Here is a 17,475-nt window from a genome sequence, read left to right as displayed (position 1 = left end):
CTTAAGGAGCCGTGAATAGGCCCCGGGCGCCCGATCGCAGCAACAGTCTGCAATTTTAGCGGACCGCTTAATGCCAAATTTACTGTGCGCAACAACAGCGGGTTCCCGCGGAGTTTCTACGATCAAATTAACTGCGCCGAAATCGTCCAACACTAGGGTGCCGCAATGGTCACGGTGCTGAGAACGCCGGCGAGACCAAATCTAGTTCGACCAGCCACGTGTACACAGGAGTGATTTTATGAAGAACCTCGTTTCGCGCTTCGTGAAGGACGAATCGGGCGCGACCGCCATCGAGTACGGCCTGATCGCCACCGGTATCGCCATCGCGATCATCGCTGCAGTCAACGGCGTCGGCACGAAGCTCTCGGGTACCTTCAACTCGATCTCGGGCTCGCTGAAGTAAGCCGGCTTCGACGAATTCGCATCAAAGGTCCCGGCAATCCCGGGACCTTTGCTATTTGTCGGGGGCCGATCGGCAGCCTCCGTTGAAGGTGCCGGCAATCCTTTTCCGATTGTTCACCATTGGCCGCTAGCGTCGGGTCTCGACCGCAGCTCCAGCTTGACGGCATGAATTCATGATCCTCGACATCGCACGCTTGATGCTGTTTCCGGCCCTGATGGCCTTTGCGGCGGCAAGCGATCTGTTGACCATGACGATCCCGAACCGGATTTCGCTGGCACTGGTGGCGGGCTTCTTTGTCCTGGCGCCGCTGACCGGGATGGGCGTCCACGATATCCTCACCCATGCCGGCGCAGGCGCGCTGGTTCTCGTGGTGGCGTTCGGCATGTTCGCGATGGGCTGGGTCGGTGGTGGAGACGCCAAGGTCGCGGCCGCGGCCGGCCTGTGGTTCGGGTTCGAGCATCTGCTGCCCTATCTGGTCTTTGCCTCGCTGTTCGGCGGTGCGCTGACCGTGCTCTTGCTGCAGCTGCGGCAATGGCCCCTGCCCTACCCGCTCGCGTCGCAGGCCTGGCTCAGCCGCCTGCACGACAAGCAGACCGGCATTCCCTACGGCATCGCACTCGCCCTCGGCGCCCTGCTGATCTATCCCGAGACGGACTGGATCAAGACGATCGATCTCGCGCACTTCGCGATGCGCTGAGAAAGCAGCGGTAACCGCCCGTTAAGGCGATTTAGATACGCCTCATTAACCATGCTTTGACGAATAGCTGGTCAACTCCCATCACGGCGGCGGCAGCGTCGCGGCGTCATGTGGAAAGTGAAGCGTAATGGATAAGGCCCGCATTCTGGTCCTGGCAATTGCAGGCTGCGCCGGCCTTGCGGCGCTTTATTTGGCGAGCGGAAGCGACGACAAGCCGGCGGCCCCTCCGCCAGTTGCCCAGCTGCCGACAGTCGACATCCTGGTCGCGCGCGCCGACATCGGCCTCGGCCAGGCAGTGAAGGCCGAAGATCTGCAGTGGCAGACCTGGCCGGCGGCGACCGCCAGCGCCAGCTTCATGCGCAAGGACAGCCACGCCGACGCCATCAAGGACGTCACCGGCTCGATCGCGCGCGCCCCGTTCATCCAGGGCGAGCCGATCCGCGAGCAGAAGCTCGTCAAGGCCGACGGAAGCGGCTTCATGGCCGCGATCCTGCCGAGCGGCATGCGGGCAGTATCGACTGAAATCTCTCCCGAGACCGGTGCCGGCGGCTTCATCCTGCCGAACGACCGGGTCGACGTCCTGCTGTCGAAGCGGGACAAGAATCCCGACCGCAGCGGCGCCGACATCGTCAACTCCGAGGTCATCCTGACCAATATCCGCGTCCTTGCGATCGACCAGGCGCCGAAGGAGAAGGACGGCACCAACGCACTGATCGGCAAGACGGTGACGCTGGAGCTGAAGCCTGACCAGACCGAGACGCTGGCGCGCGCGCGCCAGAGCGGCGTCCTGTCGCTGGCGCTGCGCAGCATCGCCGACAACAACGGGACCGACGTCAGGACCGACGACAACCACCAAAGACGCGGTGAGACCATCAACGTCATCCGCTTTGGCGTTGCCAACCAGGCAACGATGCAGAAGTGACCATGAGGACACAGGTGATGAAGGGCGGGGCAACTCAACGGACGATGCGGGCCTTCATGGTCCGCGCATTGTCGTTCTCGGCCGTCGCGGCGCTCACGCTCAACCCGGCACTGACGCCGGTGGTGGCGGGCGACTACCGCGCCGCTCCCGCCGCGGCCGACGGCCAGATGAACGCCCGCTTCCTCGCACTCGGCGTCGGCAAATCGGTGGTGATCGATCTGCCGAGGGACATCAAGGACGTGCTGGTCGCCGATCCCAAGATCGCCAATGCCGTGGTCCGCTCGGCGCAACGCGCTTACATCATCGGCGCGACGGTCGGCCAGACCAACATCGTGTTCTTCGACGCCGCCGGTCAGCAGATCGCGGCCTATGACATCGCGGTCAAGCGCGACCTCAACGGCGTGCGCGCGGCCCTGCGCGCAGCACTGCCGAATGCCGATATCCAGATCGAGGGTGTCGGCGAGGGCGTCATGCTGACCGGAAGCGCAGCGAGCCCGATCGAAGCGCAGCAGGCCGGCGAGATCGCCACGCGGCTGGTCGGCAGCGCCGACAAGGTCGTGAACTCCATCACGGTTCGCGGCCGCGACCAGGTGATGCTGAAGGTGACGGTCGCCGAAGTCTCGCGCAGCCTGATCAAGCAGCTCGGCATCGACCTCACCGCGAACCTCAACTACGGCACCACCGTGGTGAAATTCACCAACAACAACCCGTTCACGGCGAACAACGCGGCGCTGGTGCCCGGTAACGCCCTCACCACATCGTTCGGCGCGGCTCCATCGGTGTCGGCGACACTACGCGCCATGGAAAGCGCGGGCGTGGTGCGGACGCTCGCCGAACCGAACCTGACCGCGATCTCCGGCGAATCGGCGACCTTCATCTCGGGCGGCGAATTTCCAATTCCGACCGGCGTGACCTGTCAGACGACGACGGGAGGCGCGATCGGAAATTGCGTTCAGACCGTCAGCTTCAAGAAATTCGGCATTTCGCTCAACTTCACGCCCGTGGTGCTGACCGAGGGACGGATCAGCCTGCGCGTGATGACGGAAGTGTCGGAAGTCTCGACCGAGAACTCGCTGACCGGCGGCGCCGGCGGAACGACGATCCCCTCGATCAAGACCCGGCGCGCCGAGACCACGCTGGAAATTCCCTCGGGCGGCTCGATGGCGATGGCCGGCCTGATCCAGGACCAGACCAAGCAGGCGATCAATGGCCTGCCCGGGCTGGCGTCGCTGCCGGTGCTCGGAACGCTGTTCCGCAGCCGGGATTTCGTCAACAACCAGACCGAGATGATGGTGCTGGTGACGCCCTATGTCGTTCGCGCGGTGGCGCAGAAGGACCTGTCGCGTCCGGATGACGGCTTCGCCAACGCATCCGATCCGCAGGCCGATCTGCTGGGCAGCATCAATCGCGTCTACGGCGTGCCCGGCCGCACCGAGCCGGCGCGGAATTACCGCGGCACTTACGGCTTCATTACGGACTGAGGCGGACGATGACACAGACCATATCCAGGACATCCGCCGGTTACCGGCGCGGCATCGCTCTCGCCGGAGCGCTCGTCAGCCTCGCGATGACGCTGGGCGCCTGCCAGCACGCCGCCGACAACAGCTTCGCGATGGTGAACGCGCCGGCCGACTATCGCCAGCGTCACCCGATCGCGGTCACCGAGGCTGATCGCTCGATCGTGGTCTTCGTCGGCCGCAGCCGCGGCGGCCTGACTGCGGAGCAGCGCGCCGAGGTGATGGGGATGGCGCAGGACTGGATGCGCGAGGGAACCGGCGCCGTCACCATCGACGTTCCCGCCGACACGCCGAACGCACGGACCGCCCAGGAATCGCTGCGCGAGATCCAGGCCACGTTCGCCGCCGCCGGCGTGCCGCCGCGCGGGATCCTCGTTCGCAAATACCGTCCCGAGGATCCGCGCCAGATGCCCGCGATCCGCGTGAACTATCCAAAGATGAAAGCGGTCGCCGGGCCGTGCGGCCTCTGGCCGGAAGATCTCGGCCCGTCGATCCACAACGGGTCCTACATCGAGAACAAGCAGTACTACAATTTCGGCTGCGCCAATCAGCGCAACCTCGCAGCCATGGTCGAAGACCCGACCGACCTCGTGCAGCCGCGCGCGGAAACCCCTGCCTATACGTCGCGTCGTAACATCGCCTTCGACAAGTATCGCAAGGGCACCACCACCGCCACGACTTATCCCGAGTCCGACAGGGCCAAGCTAAGCGACACAGGAAAATGATCACCTACGCGCAGCAAAACTCCGAAGAGCAGACGGACGCGCCGCCGCAGGCCGCGGACGACCATATTGCTCCGGCGCCACGGGTTTCGGTCCAGGCGTTCTGCGAAACGGTCGAGACCGCTGCCGCCGTGCAGTCGGCGGGCGAGGATCGCCGGCTGGCCAAGGCTCACCTCAAGATCCAGATGGGCGGCATGGCGGCCGCCATCGAGGCCTATCGCTCGGCGCCGACGCCCAACGTCATCATCCTCGAGACCGAGGGCCGCGGTGACATCCTGGCCGGCCTCGATCAGCTCGCAACAGTGTGCGACGCCGGCACCCGCGTGGTCGTGATCGGCCGCGTCAACGACGTGACGCTGTATCGCGAGCTGGTGCGCCGCGGCGTCAGCGATTACGTGATTGCGCCTGCCCATGCGATCGACGTGGTGCGCGCGGTCTGCAACCTGTTCTCGGCGCCGGAAGCCAAGGCGGTCGGCCGCATCGTCGCCGTCGTCGGTGCCAAGGGCGGCGTCGGCGCCTCGACCATCGCCCACAACGTCGCCTGGGCGATTGCCCGCGATCTGGCGCTTGATTCAGTGGTCGCCGACCTCGACCTCGCCTTCGGCACCGCCGGCCTCAACTACAACCAGGATCCCGCGCAGGGCATCGCCGACGCCGTGTTCTCGCCGGACCGCGTCGATACCGCCTTCGTCGACCGCCTGCTGTCGAAATGCACCGACCATCTGAGCCTGCTGGCGGCGCCGGCGACGCTCGACAAGGTCTACGATTTCGGCGCCGAGGCGTTCGATGCGATCTTCGATACGCTGCGGACCACGATGCCCTGCATCGTGCTCGACGTGCCGCATCAATGGTCCGGCTGGACCAAGCGCGCGTTGATCGCGGCCGACGACATCCTGATCGTGGCGGCGCCCGACCTCGCCAATCTGCGCAATGCCAAGAACATGTTCGACCTGCTGAAGGCCTCGCGGCCCAACGACCGCGCACCGCTGTACTGCCTGAACCAGGTCGGCGTGCCGAAGCGTCCCGAGATCGCAGCCGGCGAGTTCGCCAAGGCGATCGAAAGCCAGCCGATCGCCGCCATCCCGTTCGATCCGCAGATCTTCGGTTCGGCCGCCAACAACGGCCAGATGATCGCCGAGATTTCCGCCAATCACCGCGCGGTCGAGATGTTTCTGCAGATGGCGCAGCGGCTGACAGGCCGCGGCGAGACCAAGAAGCCGAGGGGGTCCTTCCTGTCGCCCCTGCTCGAAAAGCTGCGGTCCAAATAGTGGTCCGCGTGGAGTTAAGACGTCGTGTTTGGTAAGCGTAGCGGAAACGATGGGGACGTGCGGGCACCCAAGCCCGCGTTTCAGGCGCCGGAGCCCGCCGGCGCGCCGGCGATGTCGCGCGAGTCCGCCGCACCGGCGATCTCGTCGCCGCCGCTGGCACCGAGCAAGCCACCGCCTGCCCCCGCCGTCGAAGCCCGCCGCTCGGACAACTACTACCAGGTCAAGGCGACGATCTTCGGCGCCCTGATCGAGGCGATCGACCTTGCCCAGCTCGCCAAGCTGGACAGCGAATCGGCGCGCGAGGAAATCCGCGACATTGTCAACGAGATCATCGCGATCAAGAACATCGTGATGTCGATCGCCGAGCAAGAGGAGCTGCTCGACGACATCTGCAACGACGTGCTCGGCTATGGCCCGCTGGAGCCGCTGCTGTCGCGCGACGACATCGCCGACATCATGGTCAACGGCGCAGGCACCGTGTTCATCGAAGTCGCCGGCAAGATCCAGCGCACCGGCATCCGCTTTCGCGACAACCAGCAGCTTCTCAACATCTGCCAGCGCATCGTCAGCCAGGTCGGCCGGCGCGTCGACGAATCCTCGCCGATCTGCGACGCCCGCCTCGCCGACGGTTCCCGCGTCAACGCCATCGTGCCGCCGCTGGCGATCGACGGGCCCGCGCTCACCATCCGCAAGTTCAAGAAGGACAAGCTGACGCTGGAGCAGCTCGTCAAGTTCGGCGCGATCACCCCCGAAGGGGCGACCATCCTGCAGATCATCGGCCGCGTCCGCTGCAACGTGATCATCTCCGGCGGCACCGGCTCGGGCAAGACCACGCTGCTGAACTGCCTGACGAACTATATCGAGCACGACGAACGCATCATCACCTGCGAAGACGCCGCCGAGCTTCAGCTGCAGCAGCCGCATGTGGTGCGGCTGGAGACCCGGCCGCCGAACATCGAGGGCGAGGGCCAGGTGACGATGCGCGAACTGGTCCGCAACTGCCTGCGTATGCGCCCGGAACGCATCATCGTCGGCGAAGTCCGCGGCCCCGAGGCGTTCGACCTGTTGCAGGCCATGAACACCGGCCACGACGGCTCGATGGGCACGCTGCACGCCAACAATCCGCGCGAAGCACTGTCGCGCTGCGAATCCATGATCACCATGGGCGGCTTCTCGCTTCCGTCTCGCACCATTCGCGAGATGATCTGCGCCTCGGTCGACATCATCGTGCAGGCGGCGCGCCTGCGCGACGGTTCGCGCCGCATCACGCACATCACCGAGGTGATGGGCATGGAAGGCGACACCATCATCACCCAGGATGTCTTCCTCTACGACGTGGTCGGGGAAGACGCCAACGGCAAGATCATCGGCAAGCACCGCTCGACCGGCATCGGCCGGCCGCGCTTCTGGGAACGTGCGCGCTACTACAATGAAGAGAAGCGGCTTGCGGCGGCGCTCGACGCCTCCGACGCGCCGGCGCCGGTCTAGGGGAACGCAGGATGCAGACGCAAACTCTGGCTCTCGCCTTCCTCGCCGCCACGACGGTCGGCGGCATCGCCTGGGTCTTCCTGTATCCCTACCTTTCGGGGGAAAAGAAGGCCGAGTCGCGCCGCGCGTCGGTGGCGCGCAGCGAACCCACGACGACACGAAATGCCGACCGCACGCAACGCTCCCGCCGCGAGCAGGTCGAAGGATCGTTGAAGGAGCTCGAGGCGCGGCGTCAGAAGGACAAGAAGGTCCCGCTCGGCGTGCGCATCTCGCAGGCCGGACTGGACTGGTCGGAGCAGAAATTCTGGATGATCTCGGGCGCCCTTGGCCTGTTCGGGTTCGGCGTGGCCTTCATGGTTGGCGGAGGCCTGCTCGGCGCGGCCGGCATCGGCTTTGCCATGGGTCTCGGCCTGCCGCGCTGGGTGCTTGGCTTCCTGAAGAAGCGGCGAGAGAAGGCGTTCCTGAAGGCGCTGCCCGACGCCGTCGACGTCATCGTGCGCGGCATCAAGGCCGGCCTGCCGCTGTTCGAATCGCTCAAGGCGGTCGTCAACGACGCCCCGGAACCGCTACGCAGCGAGTTCCTTGCGATCATCGAGACCCAGGCGATCGGCATGCCGCTCGGCGAGGCCTGTGCCCGGCTCTACGAGCGCATGCCGCTGCCAGAGGCCAACTTCTTCGGCATCGTGATCGCGATCCAGCAGAAGTCCGGCGGCAATTTGTCGGAAGCGCTCGGCAACCTGTCGAGGGTGCTGCGCGACCGCAAGAAGATGGCCGAGAAGATCCAGGCGATGTCGATGGAAGCGAAGGCCTCCGCCGCCATCATCGGCTCACTGCCGCCAATCGTGATGATCCTCGTGTTCCTGACGACGCCGGACTACATCGCCCTGCTGTGGACGAATTCGATGGGCCAGCTCATGCTGGTCGCCTGCGCGATCTGGATGTCGATGGGCGTGCTGGTGATGAAGAAGATGATCAACTTCGATTTCTGACGGTGCAGCATGATTGATATTCTGGTCGCCAAGCTCCACGACGTCAGGTTCATGACCATGCTGCTTGCCTTCTTCGCGGCAAGCGCGACGGTCTACACGCTGGTGATGCCGCTGCTCGCCGGCGGCGATCTCAACAAGCGCATGAAGGCGGTCGCCAGCGAGCGCGAGCGCCTGCGGCAGCGCGAGCGCGACCGTCTCTCCAAGTCGGAAAAGGTGACGCTGCGCCAGACGCCGAAGCAGGCCGTCTCCAAGATGGTGGATGACCTGAATCTCACCAAATGGCTGGCCCAGGAAGCGGCGATCGAGAAGCTCGTGATGGCGGGCTATCGCGGCCACGCTCCGTATGTCTATTTCCTGGCAGCGCGGGCGGTCACGCCGATCCTGATGCTGATCGGCGCGATCATCTATACGTTCTTCATTGCCGGCGCGAACTGGTCGCTCACGCTCAAGATCGGCATTTGCGTCGGCGCGGCCTATGCCGGCCTGCAGGCGCCGATGCTGTTCCTGAAGAACGCAATCTCCAAGCGCCAGCTCCAGATCAAGCGCGCGTTCCCGGATTCGCTCGACCTGCTGCTGATCTGCATCGAGTCGGGCATGTCGGTCGAGGTCGCATTCCGGAAAGTGGCCAACGAGATCGCCGGGCAATCGGTCGCGCTGTCGGAGGAGTTTGCGCTGACGACCGCGGAACTGTCCTATTTGCAGGATCGCAAGACGGCCTATGAGAACCTGGCGCGCCGCACCGGCCTCGAAGGCGTGAAGTCGGTGTGCATGGCCTTGCAGCAGTCCGAGCGCTACGGCACGCCGCTCGGCCAGAGCCTCCGCGTGATGGCGCAGGAAAACCGCGACATGCGGATGAACGAGGCCGAGAAGAAGGCCGCATCACTGCCGCCCAAGCTGACGGTGCCGATGATCCTGTTCTTCCTGCCCTGCCTGTTCATCGTGATCCTCGGCCCGTCCTACATCAAGATCGCCACGATGCATTGAGTTGCGCAGCAGCGGACTGCGTTACTGCTTTTCCTTCCCCCTGAAAGGGGGAAGGTCAGGATGGGGGTCGGCCGCAGACGCCGCTGCGCAATGGAGAGATGATCCCCACCCGCTTTGCTCTCGCGAGCAAAGCGACCTCCCCTTTTCAAGGGGAGGTTTGGAGTATGCATAGCCCAAATGACGGCCTGCCTTCTCCTTCCCCCGGAAAGGGGGAAGGCCGGGATGGGGGTCGGCCGCAGACGCCGCTGCGCGTGGAGAGATGATCCCCACCCGCTTTGCTTTCGCGGGCAAAGCGACCTCCCCTTTTCACGGGAGGTGGAGCTGCCACGTTTGGTTTAGTCGTCCTTGGCGACGACCGGCGCCGCACGCGACGCGGTCCGCGGGCCGTCCTTGCGGTTCAGCATGTCGCGGAGATAGGCGACGTTGGCCGCGGCCTCATCCGACGGCAGGTCGGCCTTGACGATCGTTTCGGCCTCCGCGAAGCGGCCCTGCAGGCCGACGACCAGCGCAAGGTTCTGCCGGATCCGGGTGTCGGCGCGGGCGCTGGCATAGGCCTGGCGCAGCGTCTCTTCCGCTTTCGGCAAATCCTTGGTCAGCATGTAGGACAGGCCGAGATTGGACAGCACCGACGGCTCGTCCGGTGCCAGCCTGAGCGCACTGGCGTAATAGCGCCGCGCCTCCTCGTGCCGGTTCATCTTGTCGAGCGTGGTGCCCTGCACCGACAGGATCCGCCAGTCCGGATTGTCCGGGCTGTGCGCGCGGCTCAGCACGTCGAATGCAGCCTGCGAATTGCCGTTGTCGGCCAGCGCACGGCCATAGGCGGCGAGCAGCGCCTTGTTGCCGGGGTTGGCGATCGTGGCCTGCTCGAGCACGGCGCAGGCCTGCGAGCGCTGTCCGGTCATCCGCAGGGCCTGGCCGTAGCCGACCGCGGCGGCGACATCCTTGGGATTCTTGCGATAGCGCTCGCCATAGACCTCGACGGCGCGGCGCGGATCATCGGGCGTGGGATCGGACCGCGACGTGATCGATCCCGCCACGTCGGACATGGTCTGGCAACCGCCAAGCCCTGCGGCCAGGACCGTCAGGAGGGCTGCGGAAGCGAGATGCCGGGTCAGATTGGACTGTCGACGCATGGCACGGTGACTCACGAAATCGGGCGAACGGTTCCAGCCGAGTGTGCCAGCAATAGACTGTTAACCCTAACGTCCGGTTAACTGCCGGCGCGGGCAGCCGCCTCTCCGGTTCCGGCCTGCACGTCGCGTGAACCGTTGGCGCGCTACCATCCGTGGCGAAAGGCGTGTAGTAGCCACCAACGACGCCAGAACAGCCGAGAGCCGCATGCCATCCGTGTTCGAGACCACCACGACCGCCGCCACGCCGATCACCTTCGTCACCAAGGCGACATGGGATGCGATTCGGGGCGAGCTGCCGGCACCGGCGCGGCAGTTCGCGGCGGCCAATGACTTTGCGGCCAAGCCCGGCAAATCGCTCGTCCTGCCGGCGGCAGACGGCGGCATCGCGCAAGTGCTGTTCGGTCTCGAGGACGCCGACCACAAGGCGCGCGATCCGTTCCGGCCCGGCGCCCTGCCCGGCCTGCTGCCGCCGGGCGTCTATCGGTTCGCCAATGCACCGCATGACACCAGACTTGCCGCACTCGCCTTCGCACTCGGCTGCTATCGCTTCGGCCGCTATCGCGCGAACAAGGTCCCCGAAGTCCGCCTGGTGCCGCCCGACGGCGTCGACACGGCCGAGATCACCCGGATGGCGGATGCCGCGGCGCTGGCGCGCGACCTCATCAACACGCCGTCCAACGACATGGGGCCGGCCGAGCTCGCCGACGTGGCGCGCGACCTCGCGACGCGGTTCGGTGCGGCCTTCAATTGCATCAGTGGTGACGAGCTCGCGCAGAACTTTCCGCTGATCCACGCCGTCGGCATGGCGTCGACTCGGGCGCCGCGGCTGATCGAGCTGAGCTGGGGCGACCCCGCCCATCCGAAGGTGACGCTGGTCGGCAAGGGCGTCTGCTTCGATACCGGCGGGCTCGATCTCAAGCCGTCGAGCGGCATGCTCATTATGAAGAAGGACATGGGCGGCGCCGCCAACGTGCTGGCGCTGGCCCAGATGGTAATGGACGCGAAGCTCAAGGTGCGGCTGCGCGTGCTGATCCCGGCGGTCGAGAACGCGGTTGCCGGCAACGCGTTCCGCCCGCTCGACATCTTCAAGTCGCGCAAGGGCATCACCGTCGAGATCGGCAACACCGACGCCGAAGGGCGGCTGGTGCTCGCCGACGCGCTGGCGCTCGCCGACGAGGAGACGCCCGATCTGCTGGTCGATCTGGGCACGCTGACCGGCGCCGCGCGGGTGGCGCTGGGCCCGGATCTGCCGCCGTTCTACACCAATGACGAGGCGCTTGCCGGCGACGTCGCATCTTGTGCAAAGAGCGAGAACGACCCGTTGTGGCGGATGCCGCTGTGGCCGGCCTACGACGCCTGGCTCGACTCCAAGACGGCCGACATCACCAACGCACCGTCGGGCGGCTTCGCGGGCTCGATCACCTGCGCGCTGTTCCTGCAGCGCTTCGTCGAGCATGCGAGGAGCTGGCTGCACGTCGACATCTACGGCTGGACGCCGTCGGCAAAGCCCGGCCGTCCCGAAGGCGGCGAGTGCCAGGCCGCGCGCGCGATCTACAAATTGTTGAGCCAGCGCTATGCATGACCCCCGTCTGACGCCGGCCCGCGACGACCTCGCGGCGAAATATCTCGAGGGCAAGGTCAAGGCCGCGCGCTTCGTCGAAGGCGAGGCCTTCGAGGTTTTTGACGCGATCGCGCCGCTGCGCCAGGCGCCGGCGAGCGATGCCGAACAGATGACGCAGGCGCTCCGGGGCGAGCGGATCACGGTGTACGATCGCAACGGCGAAGGCTGGGCCTGGGGCCAGCTTGCCGATGACGGCTATGTCGGCTGGATTCCCGAGGCCGCGCTGACGACGCCCGGCGCCGCCCCGACGCACAAGGTCGCGGCGCTGCGCACGCTGGCGTTTCCGGGCCCGTCGATCAAGCTGCCGCCGGTCGAGGCGCTGGCGATGGGGACGAAGCTCGCCATCATCCGCGAGGACGGTGCGTTCGCGCTGACCCGCGAAGGCTGGCACCTGCCACGCCAGCATCTCGCGCCGCTCGACACGATGGCAGGTGATTTCGTCGCGATCGCCGAGCAATTCGTCGGCACACCGTATCTGTGGGGCGGCAAATCGAGCCTCGGCATCGATTGCTCCGGCCTGGTGCAGATTGCGCTGACCGCCGCCGGCACCGGTTGCCCACGCGACAGCGACATGCAGCAGGAAGGGCTCGGCGGCGAATTGACGGCTGTCGAATCGAAGCAGCTGCAACGCGGCGACCTGATATTCTGGAAGGGCCATGTCGCCATCGTGCGCGACGCGACGACGATCGTGCACGCCAACGCGCATCACATGGCAACGGCGCTGGAGAACACGCACGCCGCCATCGCCAGGATCAAAGCCGCCGGCAGCGAAGTCCTCGCGATCAAGCGGCTTTAGGCAATATCCATCCCCGTCATCCTGAGGAGCGCGCTCTCGCGCGCGTCTCGAAAGATCGACGGCCCCACTCGGGCCACGCATCCTTCGAGGCTCGCCCAGCGGCGCAATTGCGCCGCAAGGCTCGCACCTCCAGCGACAACGGCGAAGCCGTTGCGCGGGGACGACGTAGGACTAAAGCGGGATGGGTTTAGGTTGAATCGATTTGGGATTCCCAAATCAGTGTGTTTCTGATTCACCATGCTGGCTGGATAGGAGGCCGGCATGGATGGGCAAGCCTTATTCCCTGGGGACGGCGATTTCACCATACGTGGTCTCGTTGCCGAGCTCGCCCGTCGCGGCCTGAAGGTCGATTACCACTCGGTGTGGGACGAAGCTGAGCGGCTGGTCTTCATCGACGAGACCTGGACCAGGACCGATATGGCGCCCTTGCGGGGATGGGCGCCGCGCGGACACAGACTTCACGCCAAGGTTCCTCACGGCCGCTGGAAGACCATGACCTTCCTGGCGGCCTTGCGCCATGACCGGATCGATGCGCCATGGTTCATCGAAGGGCCGATCGATGGCGTGAGCTTTCGCACCTATGTCGAGAAGGTTCTGCTGCCCGTCCTTCGACCCGGCGATATCGTCATCTTGGACAACCTCGGCAGCCACAGGAGCAAGGTAGTTCGCCAGCTCATCCGCTCGGTCGGCGCCAAGCTCTTCTTCCTGCCAAAATACTCGCCCGATCTGAACCCGATTGAACAGGTCTTTGCCAAGCTCAAACACCTGCTTCGCAACGCCGCCGCGCGAACCGTCGACGCAGTCTGCGCCGCTATCGGCCACGCGCTCGACGCCTTCACCTCCGAGGAATGTGCCAACTACCTCAAAAATTCAGGCTATCGAACTTAATGCCATCACGCTTTAGAAGCGAGATGCCGTAGGATGGGTAGAGCGCAGCGAAACCCATCAAGCTGCTTCCGCGCGGATGAATGATGGGTTTCGCTTCGCTCTACCCATCCTACGAAGCTCGCTACGTCGCCACCGCCCCGTCGCCGGCCGCTTCGATACGGAACGCGGCGGCGAACAGCGCGCGGGTGTACTCGCTCTTCGGATTCTTGAACAGCTCGGAAGCCGGTCCCTCCTCCTCCACCTTGCCGGATTTCATCACGATCAAATGGCTCGCCAGCGAGGCGACCACGCGCAGATCGTGCGAGATGAACATGTAGGTGAGGTCGCGCTTGCGCTGCAGGTCGCGCAGCAGGTCGACCATCTGGGCCTGCAGCAGCATGTCGAGCGCGCTGGTCGGCTCGTCCAGCACGACGAAATTCGGCTCCAGCACGACCGCGCGCGCGATCGAGATGCGCTGGCGCTGGCCGCCGGAGAATTCGTGCGGATAGCGGAAGCGCCAGTCGGGATCGAGCCCGACATCCTTCAAAGCCTTGATCACCCGCGCTTCACGCTCCTCGCGCGACAGCTGCTTCTGGTGCACCTCGAGGCCCTCGGCAATGATGTCGGCCACCGACATGCGCGGGCTGAGCGAGCCGAACGGGTCCTGGAAAACGATCTGCATGTCGCGGCGGAACGGCCGCATCTGCTTGAAGCGCAGGCCCTGGATGTCGCTGCCGAGGAACACGATCGGACCATCGGACGAAATCAGCCGGAGCAGCGCGAGCCCGAGCGTGGTCTTGCCGGAGCCGGATTCGCCGACCACGCCGAGCGTCTCGCCCTTGCGCACCGCGAGGCTGACGCCATCGACCGCCTTGATGTGGCCGACGGTCGAGCGCAACAGCCCGCGCTTGATCGGAAACCAGACCTTGAGATTGTCCGCCGACATCACGACCGCTGCGCCCGGCTGCGGCGGCGCCGGATCGGGCTTCGGCTCGGCCGCGAGCAGCGCCTGGGTATAGGCGTGCTTCGGCGCGGTGAAGACCTGCTCGACCGGCCCCTGCTCGACGATCTTGCCGTTGTTCATCACGCAGACCGTGTCGGCGATGCGGCGGACGATGCCGAGATCGTGGGTGATGAACAACAGGCTCATGCCGAGCCGCGCCCTGATCTCGGCCAGCAGCGCCAGGATCTGCGCCTGCACGGTGACGTCGAGCGCGGTGGTCGGCTCGTCCGCGATCAACAGATCGGGCTCGTTGGCGAGCGCCATCGCGATCATCACGCGTTGGCGCTGGCCGCCGGACAATTGGTGCGGATAGCTCTTCAGCCGGGTCTCCGGCTCGGGGATGCCGACCTGGCCCAATAGCTCCAGCGTCCGCGCCCGCGCTGCCGCGCCACTGACGCCCCTGTGCAGCGACAGGATCTCGCCGATCTGGGTCTCGATGGTCTGGAGCGGATTGAGCGAGGTCATCGGCTCCTGGAAGATGATCGAGATGTCGTTGCCGCGAACCTCGCGCATCTCCCGATCGGACGCGGTCAGGAGGTCGCGGCCGCGGAAGCGGATCGCGCCGGTGGGATGCGACGCCGTCGGATAGGGCAGCAGCTTCAGCACCGACAGCGCGCTGACGGATTTTCCCGAACCGGATTCGCCGACCAGCGCGACGCACTCGCCGCGCTTGATCGAGAACGAGATGCCGTCGACCGCAAGCGCGCGGCCGAAGGCGACCGAGAGGTCGCGGACATCGAGCAAAGGCTGGTTGATCGCGTCCATGCCTCAGCCCTTCGAGAACGTCTTGCGTGGATCGAAGGCGTCGCGCGCGGCTTCGCCGATGAAGATCAGGAGCGACAGCATGATCGCGACCGAGAAGAAGCCGGTGAGGCCGAGCCAAGGCGCCTGCACATTGGCCTTGCCCTGCGACAGCAACTCGCCGAGCGAGGGCGAACCGGGCGGCAGGCCGAAGCCGAGGAAATCCAGCGCCGTCAGCGTCATCACCGAGGACGAGACGATGAAGGGCAGGAACGTCATGGTCGCGACCATCGCGTTCGGCAGCAGATGGCGGAACATGATCACGCCGTTGGACACGCCGAGCGCACGCGCCGCCTGGATGTATTCGAAGTTGCGGCCGCGCAGGAACTCGGCGCGCACCAGGCCGACCAGCGAGACCCAGGAGAATAGCAGGAGGATTCCGAGCAGGATGAAGAAGCCCGGCGGCAGCACCGCCGAGATGATCAGCAGCAGATAGAGCGAGGGGATCGCGGTCCAGATCTCGATCAGCCGCTGGAACATGAGATCGGTCCAGCCGCCGAAATAGCCCTGCACGCCGCCCGCGGCGATGCCGATGATCGAGGACAGGATAGTCAGCGTCAGGCCGAACAGCACCGAGATACGGAAGCCGTAGATCAGCCGCGCGACCACGTCGCGGCCCTGATCGTCGGTGCCGAGCCAGTTGTATTCGAGGTCGCGGCAGCCGGTCAGTCCCTTCCGCTTCACCACGTCCTTGCACTGCTCTTCGGTCAGGAGCCAGGTCGGCTTCGACGGCACCGCCGTCGGCGGGTCGAGGTTGCGGCTGTCGTAGGAGTAGCGGATCGGCGGCCAGATCATGCTGCCGCCCTTGGCGGCGATCTGTTTCTGCAGGTAAGGATCGCGATAATCGGCTGCGGTCTCGAAGTCGCCGCCGAACGTGGTCTCGGCGTAGGTGAAGATCACCGGCCAGTACAGGCGGCCGTCATATTTGACCATCAGCGGCTTGTCGTTGGCGATGAAATTGGCGAACAGCGACGCCACGAACAGCACGAGGAAGATCCAGAACGACCAGTAGCCGCGGCGATTGGCCTTGAAGTTCTGCCAGCGCCGCCTGTTCAGCGGCGACGGCGAAAAGCCGTGCCGCGTGGCGGGCACCGCCTCGCCGAGCGGCGATTGCGTCGAGGTCTCGACCGGTTGGGGCGCGAGCATCGTCATCAGACCTCCCGCGCTTCGAAATCGATCCGGGGATCGATCCACATATAGGCGAGATCGGAGAGCAGATTGACCACCAGTCCGACCAGCGAGAAGATGAACAGCGTCCCGAACACCACCGGATAGTCGCGGTTCAACACGCTCTCGAAGCCAAGCAGCCCGAGCCCGTCGAGCGAGAAGATGGTTTCGATCAGCAGCGAGCCGGAGAAGAACGCGTGGATGAACGCGCCCGGAAAGCCGGCGATCACGATCAGCATGGCGTTGCGGAAGATGTGGCCGTAGAGCACCTGGCGCTCGCTGCAACCCTTGGCGCGCGCGGTCATCACATATTGCTTGCGGATCTCATCGAGAAACGAGTTCTTGGTCAGCAACGTCATGGTGGCGAAGGCGCCGAGCGCCATCGATACCAGCGGCAGCGTCAGGTGCCAGAAATAGTCGATGATCTTCCAGTACCAGGGGAATTGCGCCCAGCCGTCCGAGGTCAGGCCGCGCAGCGGAAAGATATTGAGGAATGAGCCGCCGGCAAACAGCACGATCAGGAGGATCGCGAACAGGAAGCCCGGGATCGCAAAGCCGACGATGATCACCGCCGAGGTCCAGGTATCGAACCGCGAGCCGTCCTGCACCGCCTTGCGGATACCGAGCGGGATCGAGATCAGATAGGTCAGCAGCGTCATCCAGATGCCGAGCGACATCGAGACCGGCAGCTTCTCCTTGATCAGCTGCAGCACGCTGACACTGCGGAAATAGCTGTTGCCGAAGTCGAACCGCGCGAAATTCCACACCATCAGCGCGAACCGCTCCGGCGCCGGCTTGTCGAAGCCGAACTGCACCTCGAGCTTCTTGATGAAATCGGGATCGAGGCCCTGCGCGCCGCGGTATTTCGAGTTGATGGCCGCGCCTGCACCCGCGCCCTGGCCGCGCTGCGCGCCGAAATCGCCGCCACCTCCCGACACCCGCGACGTGCCGCCAGTGTCGGCGCCGTTGATCTGCGCGATGACACGCTCGACCGGACCGCCGGGGGCAAACTGCACGACCACGAAGGAGACGAACAGGATGCCGAGCAGCGTCGGCAGCATCAGGAAGATACGTCGGGCGATATAGGCGCTCATCGG

15 protein-coding genes and 1 pseudogene are annotated in these 17,475 nt (G+C 65.3%); 12 read left to right on the top strand and 4 right to left on the bottom strand.

The features are described from left to right. Positions 1–238 precede the first annotated feature (238 nt). The 9 genes from ACVWYP_RS09635 (at position 239) to ACVWYP_RS09595 (ending at position 8,990) form a co-directional block, all read left to right on the top strand. Positions 239–403, top strand: a complete 165-nt coding sequence (locus ACVWYP_RS09635) for a Flp family type IVb pilin (RefSeq protein WP_016842642.1) — start codon at positions 239–241, stop codon at positions 401–403. Positions 404–575: 172 nt separating this feature from the next. After that, a complete protein-coding gene (locus ACVWYP_RS09630) occupies positions 576–1,100 on the top strand; it encodes an A24 family peptidase (RefSeq protein WP_028342284.1) in 525 nt (174 codons plus the stop codon). Positions 1,101–1,227: 127 nt separating this feature from the next. Beyond that, complete coding sequence (gene cpaB / locus ACVWYP_RS09625; RefSeq protein WP_304498465.1) at positions 1,228–2,022, top strand: Flp pilus assembly protein CpaB; 795 nt, start codon at positions 1,228–1,230, stop codon at positions 2,020–2,022. A 2-nt stretch (positions 2,023–2,024) separates the two neighbouring features. Further along, a complete protein-coding gene (locus ACVWYP_RS09620; protein ID WP_085970777.1) occupies positions 2,025–3,503 on the top strand; it encodes a type II and III secretion system protein family protein in 1,479 nt (492 codons plus the stop codon). Between the two features lie 8 nt (positions 3,504–3,511). Further along, positions 3,512–4,264: a CpaD family pilus assembly protein gene (locus ACVWYP_RS09615; protein WP_304498464.1), complete on the top strand. Its 753-nt coding sequence runs from the start codon at positions 3,512–3,514 to the stop codon at positions 4,262–4,264. Then, a complete protein-coding gene (locus ACVWYP_RS09610) occupies positions 4,261–5,529 on the top strand; it encodes an AAA family ATPase (RefSeq protein ID WP_028342288.1) in 1,269 nt (422 codons plus the stop codon). The genes ACVWYP_RS09615 and ACVWYP_RS09610 overlap by 4 nt, the downstream gene beginning before the upstream one ends. A 24-nt stretch (positions 5,530–5,553) precedes the next feature. Beyond that, entirely contained in the window at positions 5,554–7,017 is a 1,464-nt protein-coding gene (locus tag ACVWYP_RS09605; RefSeq protein ID WP_028342289.1) for a CpaF family protein, read from the top strand. Between the two features lie 11 nt (positions 7,018–7,028). Further along, positions 7,029–8,006 carry a type II secretion system F family protein gene (locus ACVWYP_RS09600; protein WP_028342290.1) on the top strand — a complete coding sequence of 326 codons (978 nt, stop codon included), beginning with the start codon at positions 7,029–7,031 and terminating at the stop codon, positions 8,004–8,006. A gap of 9 nt (positions 8,007–8,015) precedes the next feature. Beyond that, positions 8,016–8,990 carry a type II secretion system F family protein gene (locus ACVWYP_RS09595; protein ID WP_028342291.1) on the top strand — a complete coding sequence of 325 codons (975 nt, stop codon included), beginning with the start codon at positions 8,016–8,018 and terminating at the stop codon, positions 8,988–8,990. A gap of 335 nt (positions 8,991–9,325) precedes the next feature. On the opposite strand, the gene ACVWYP_RS09590 is transcribed toward ACVWYP_RS09595, so the two are convergent. After that, complete coding sequence (locus tag ACVWYP_RS09590; protein ID WP_016842632.1) at positions 9,326–10,123, bottom strand: tetratricopeptide repeat protein; 798 nt, start codon at positions 10,121–10,123, stop codon at positions 9,326–9,328. Positions 10,124–10,328: 205 nt separating this feature from the next. Here ACVWYP_RS09590 and ACVWYP_RS09585 point away from each other — a divergent pair, with 205 nt between their 5' ends. The 3 genes and pseudogenes from ACVWYP_RS09585 to ACVWYP_RS09575 all read left to right on the top strand — a co-directional run. Then, complete coding sequence (locus tag ACVWYP_RS09585; RefSeq protein ID WP_304498463.1) at positions 10,329–11,705, top strand: leucyl aminopeptidase family protein; 1,377 nt, start codon at positions 10,329–10,331, stop codon at positions 11,703–11,705. Then, positions 11,698–12,540 carry a C40 family peptidase gene (locus ACVWYP_RS09580; protein WP_304498462.1) on the top strand — a complete coding sequence of 281 codons (843 nt, stop codon included), beginning with the start codon at positions 11,698–11,700 and terminating at the stop codon, positions 12,538–12,540. Before ACVWYP_RS09585 ends, ACVWYP_RS09580 begins: the two co-directional genes overlap by 8 nt. Before the next feature lie 291 nt (positions 12,541–12,831). After that, positions 12,832–13,428 (top strand): annotated as a pseudogene (locus ACVWYP_RS09575) (IS630 family transposase); the annotation flags it as partial. Between the two features lie 121 nt (positions 13,429–13,549). On the opposite strand, the gene ACVWYP_RS09570 reads toward ACVWYP_RS09575, so the two are convergent. From ACVWYP_RS09570 to ACVWYP_RS09560, 3 genes are read right to left on the bottom strand one after another with little or no spacing between them, the layout of a single operon-like run. After that, positions 13,550–15,175 carry an ABC transporter ATP-binding protein gene (locus ACVWYP_RS09570; protein WP_304498461.1) on the bottom strand — a complete coding sequence of 542 codons (1,626 nt, stop codon included), beginning with the start codon at positions 15,173–15,175 and terminating at the stop codon, positions 13,550–13,552. Positions 15,176–15,178: 3 nt separating this feature from the next. After that, positions 15,179–16,363 carry an ABC transporter permease gene (locus tag ACVWYP_RS09565; RefSeq protein WP_028342296.1) on the bottom strand — a complete coding sequence of 395 codons (1,185 nt, stop codon included), beginning with the start codon at positions 16,361–16,363 and terminating at the stop codon, positions 15,179–15,181. Further along, positions 16,363–17,472, bottom strand: a complete 1,110-nt coding sequence (locus ACVWYP_RS09560) for a microcin C ABC transporter permease YejB (RefSeq protein ID WP_304498460.1) — start codon at positions 17,470–17,472, stop codon at positions 16,363–16,365. The genes ACVWYP_RS09565 and ACVWYP_RS09560 overlap by 1 nt, the downstream gene beginning before the upstream one ends. Positions 17,473–17,475 lie beyond the last annotated feature (3 nt).

It is taken from the genome of Bradyrhizobium sp. USDA 3262 (genome assembly GCF_054060035.1).
Note: the sequence above shows the minus strand (reverse complement) of the source record. Positions and strands in the feature narration are given on the sequence as shown.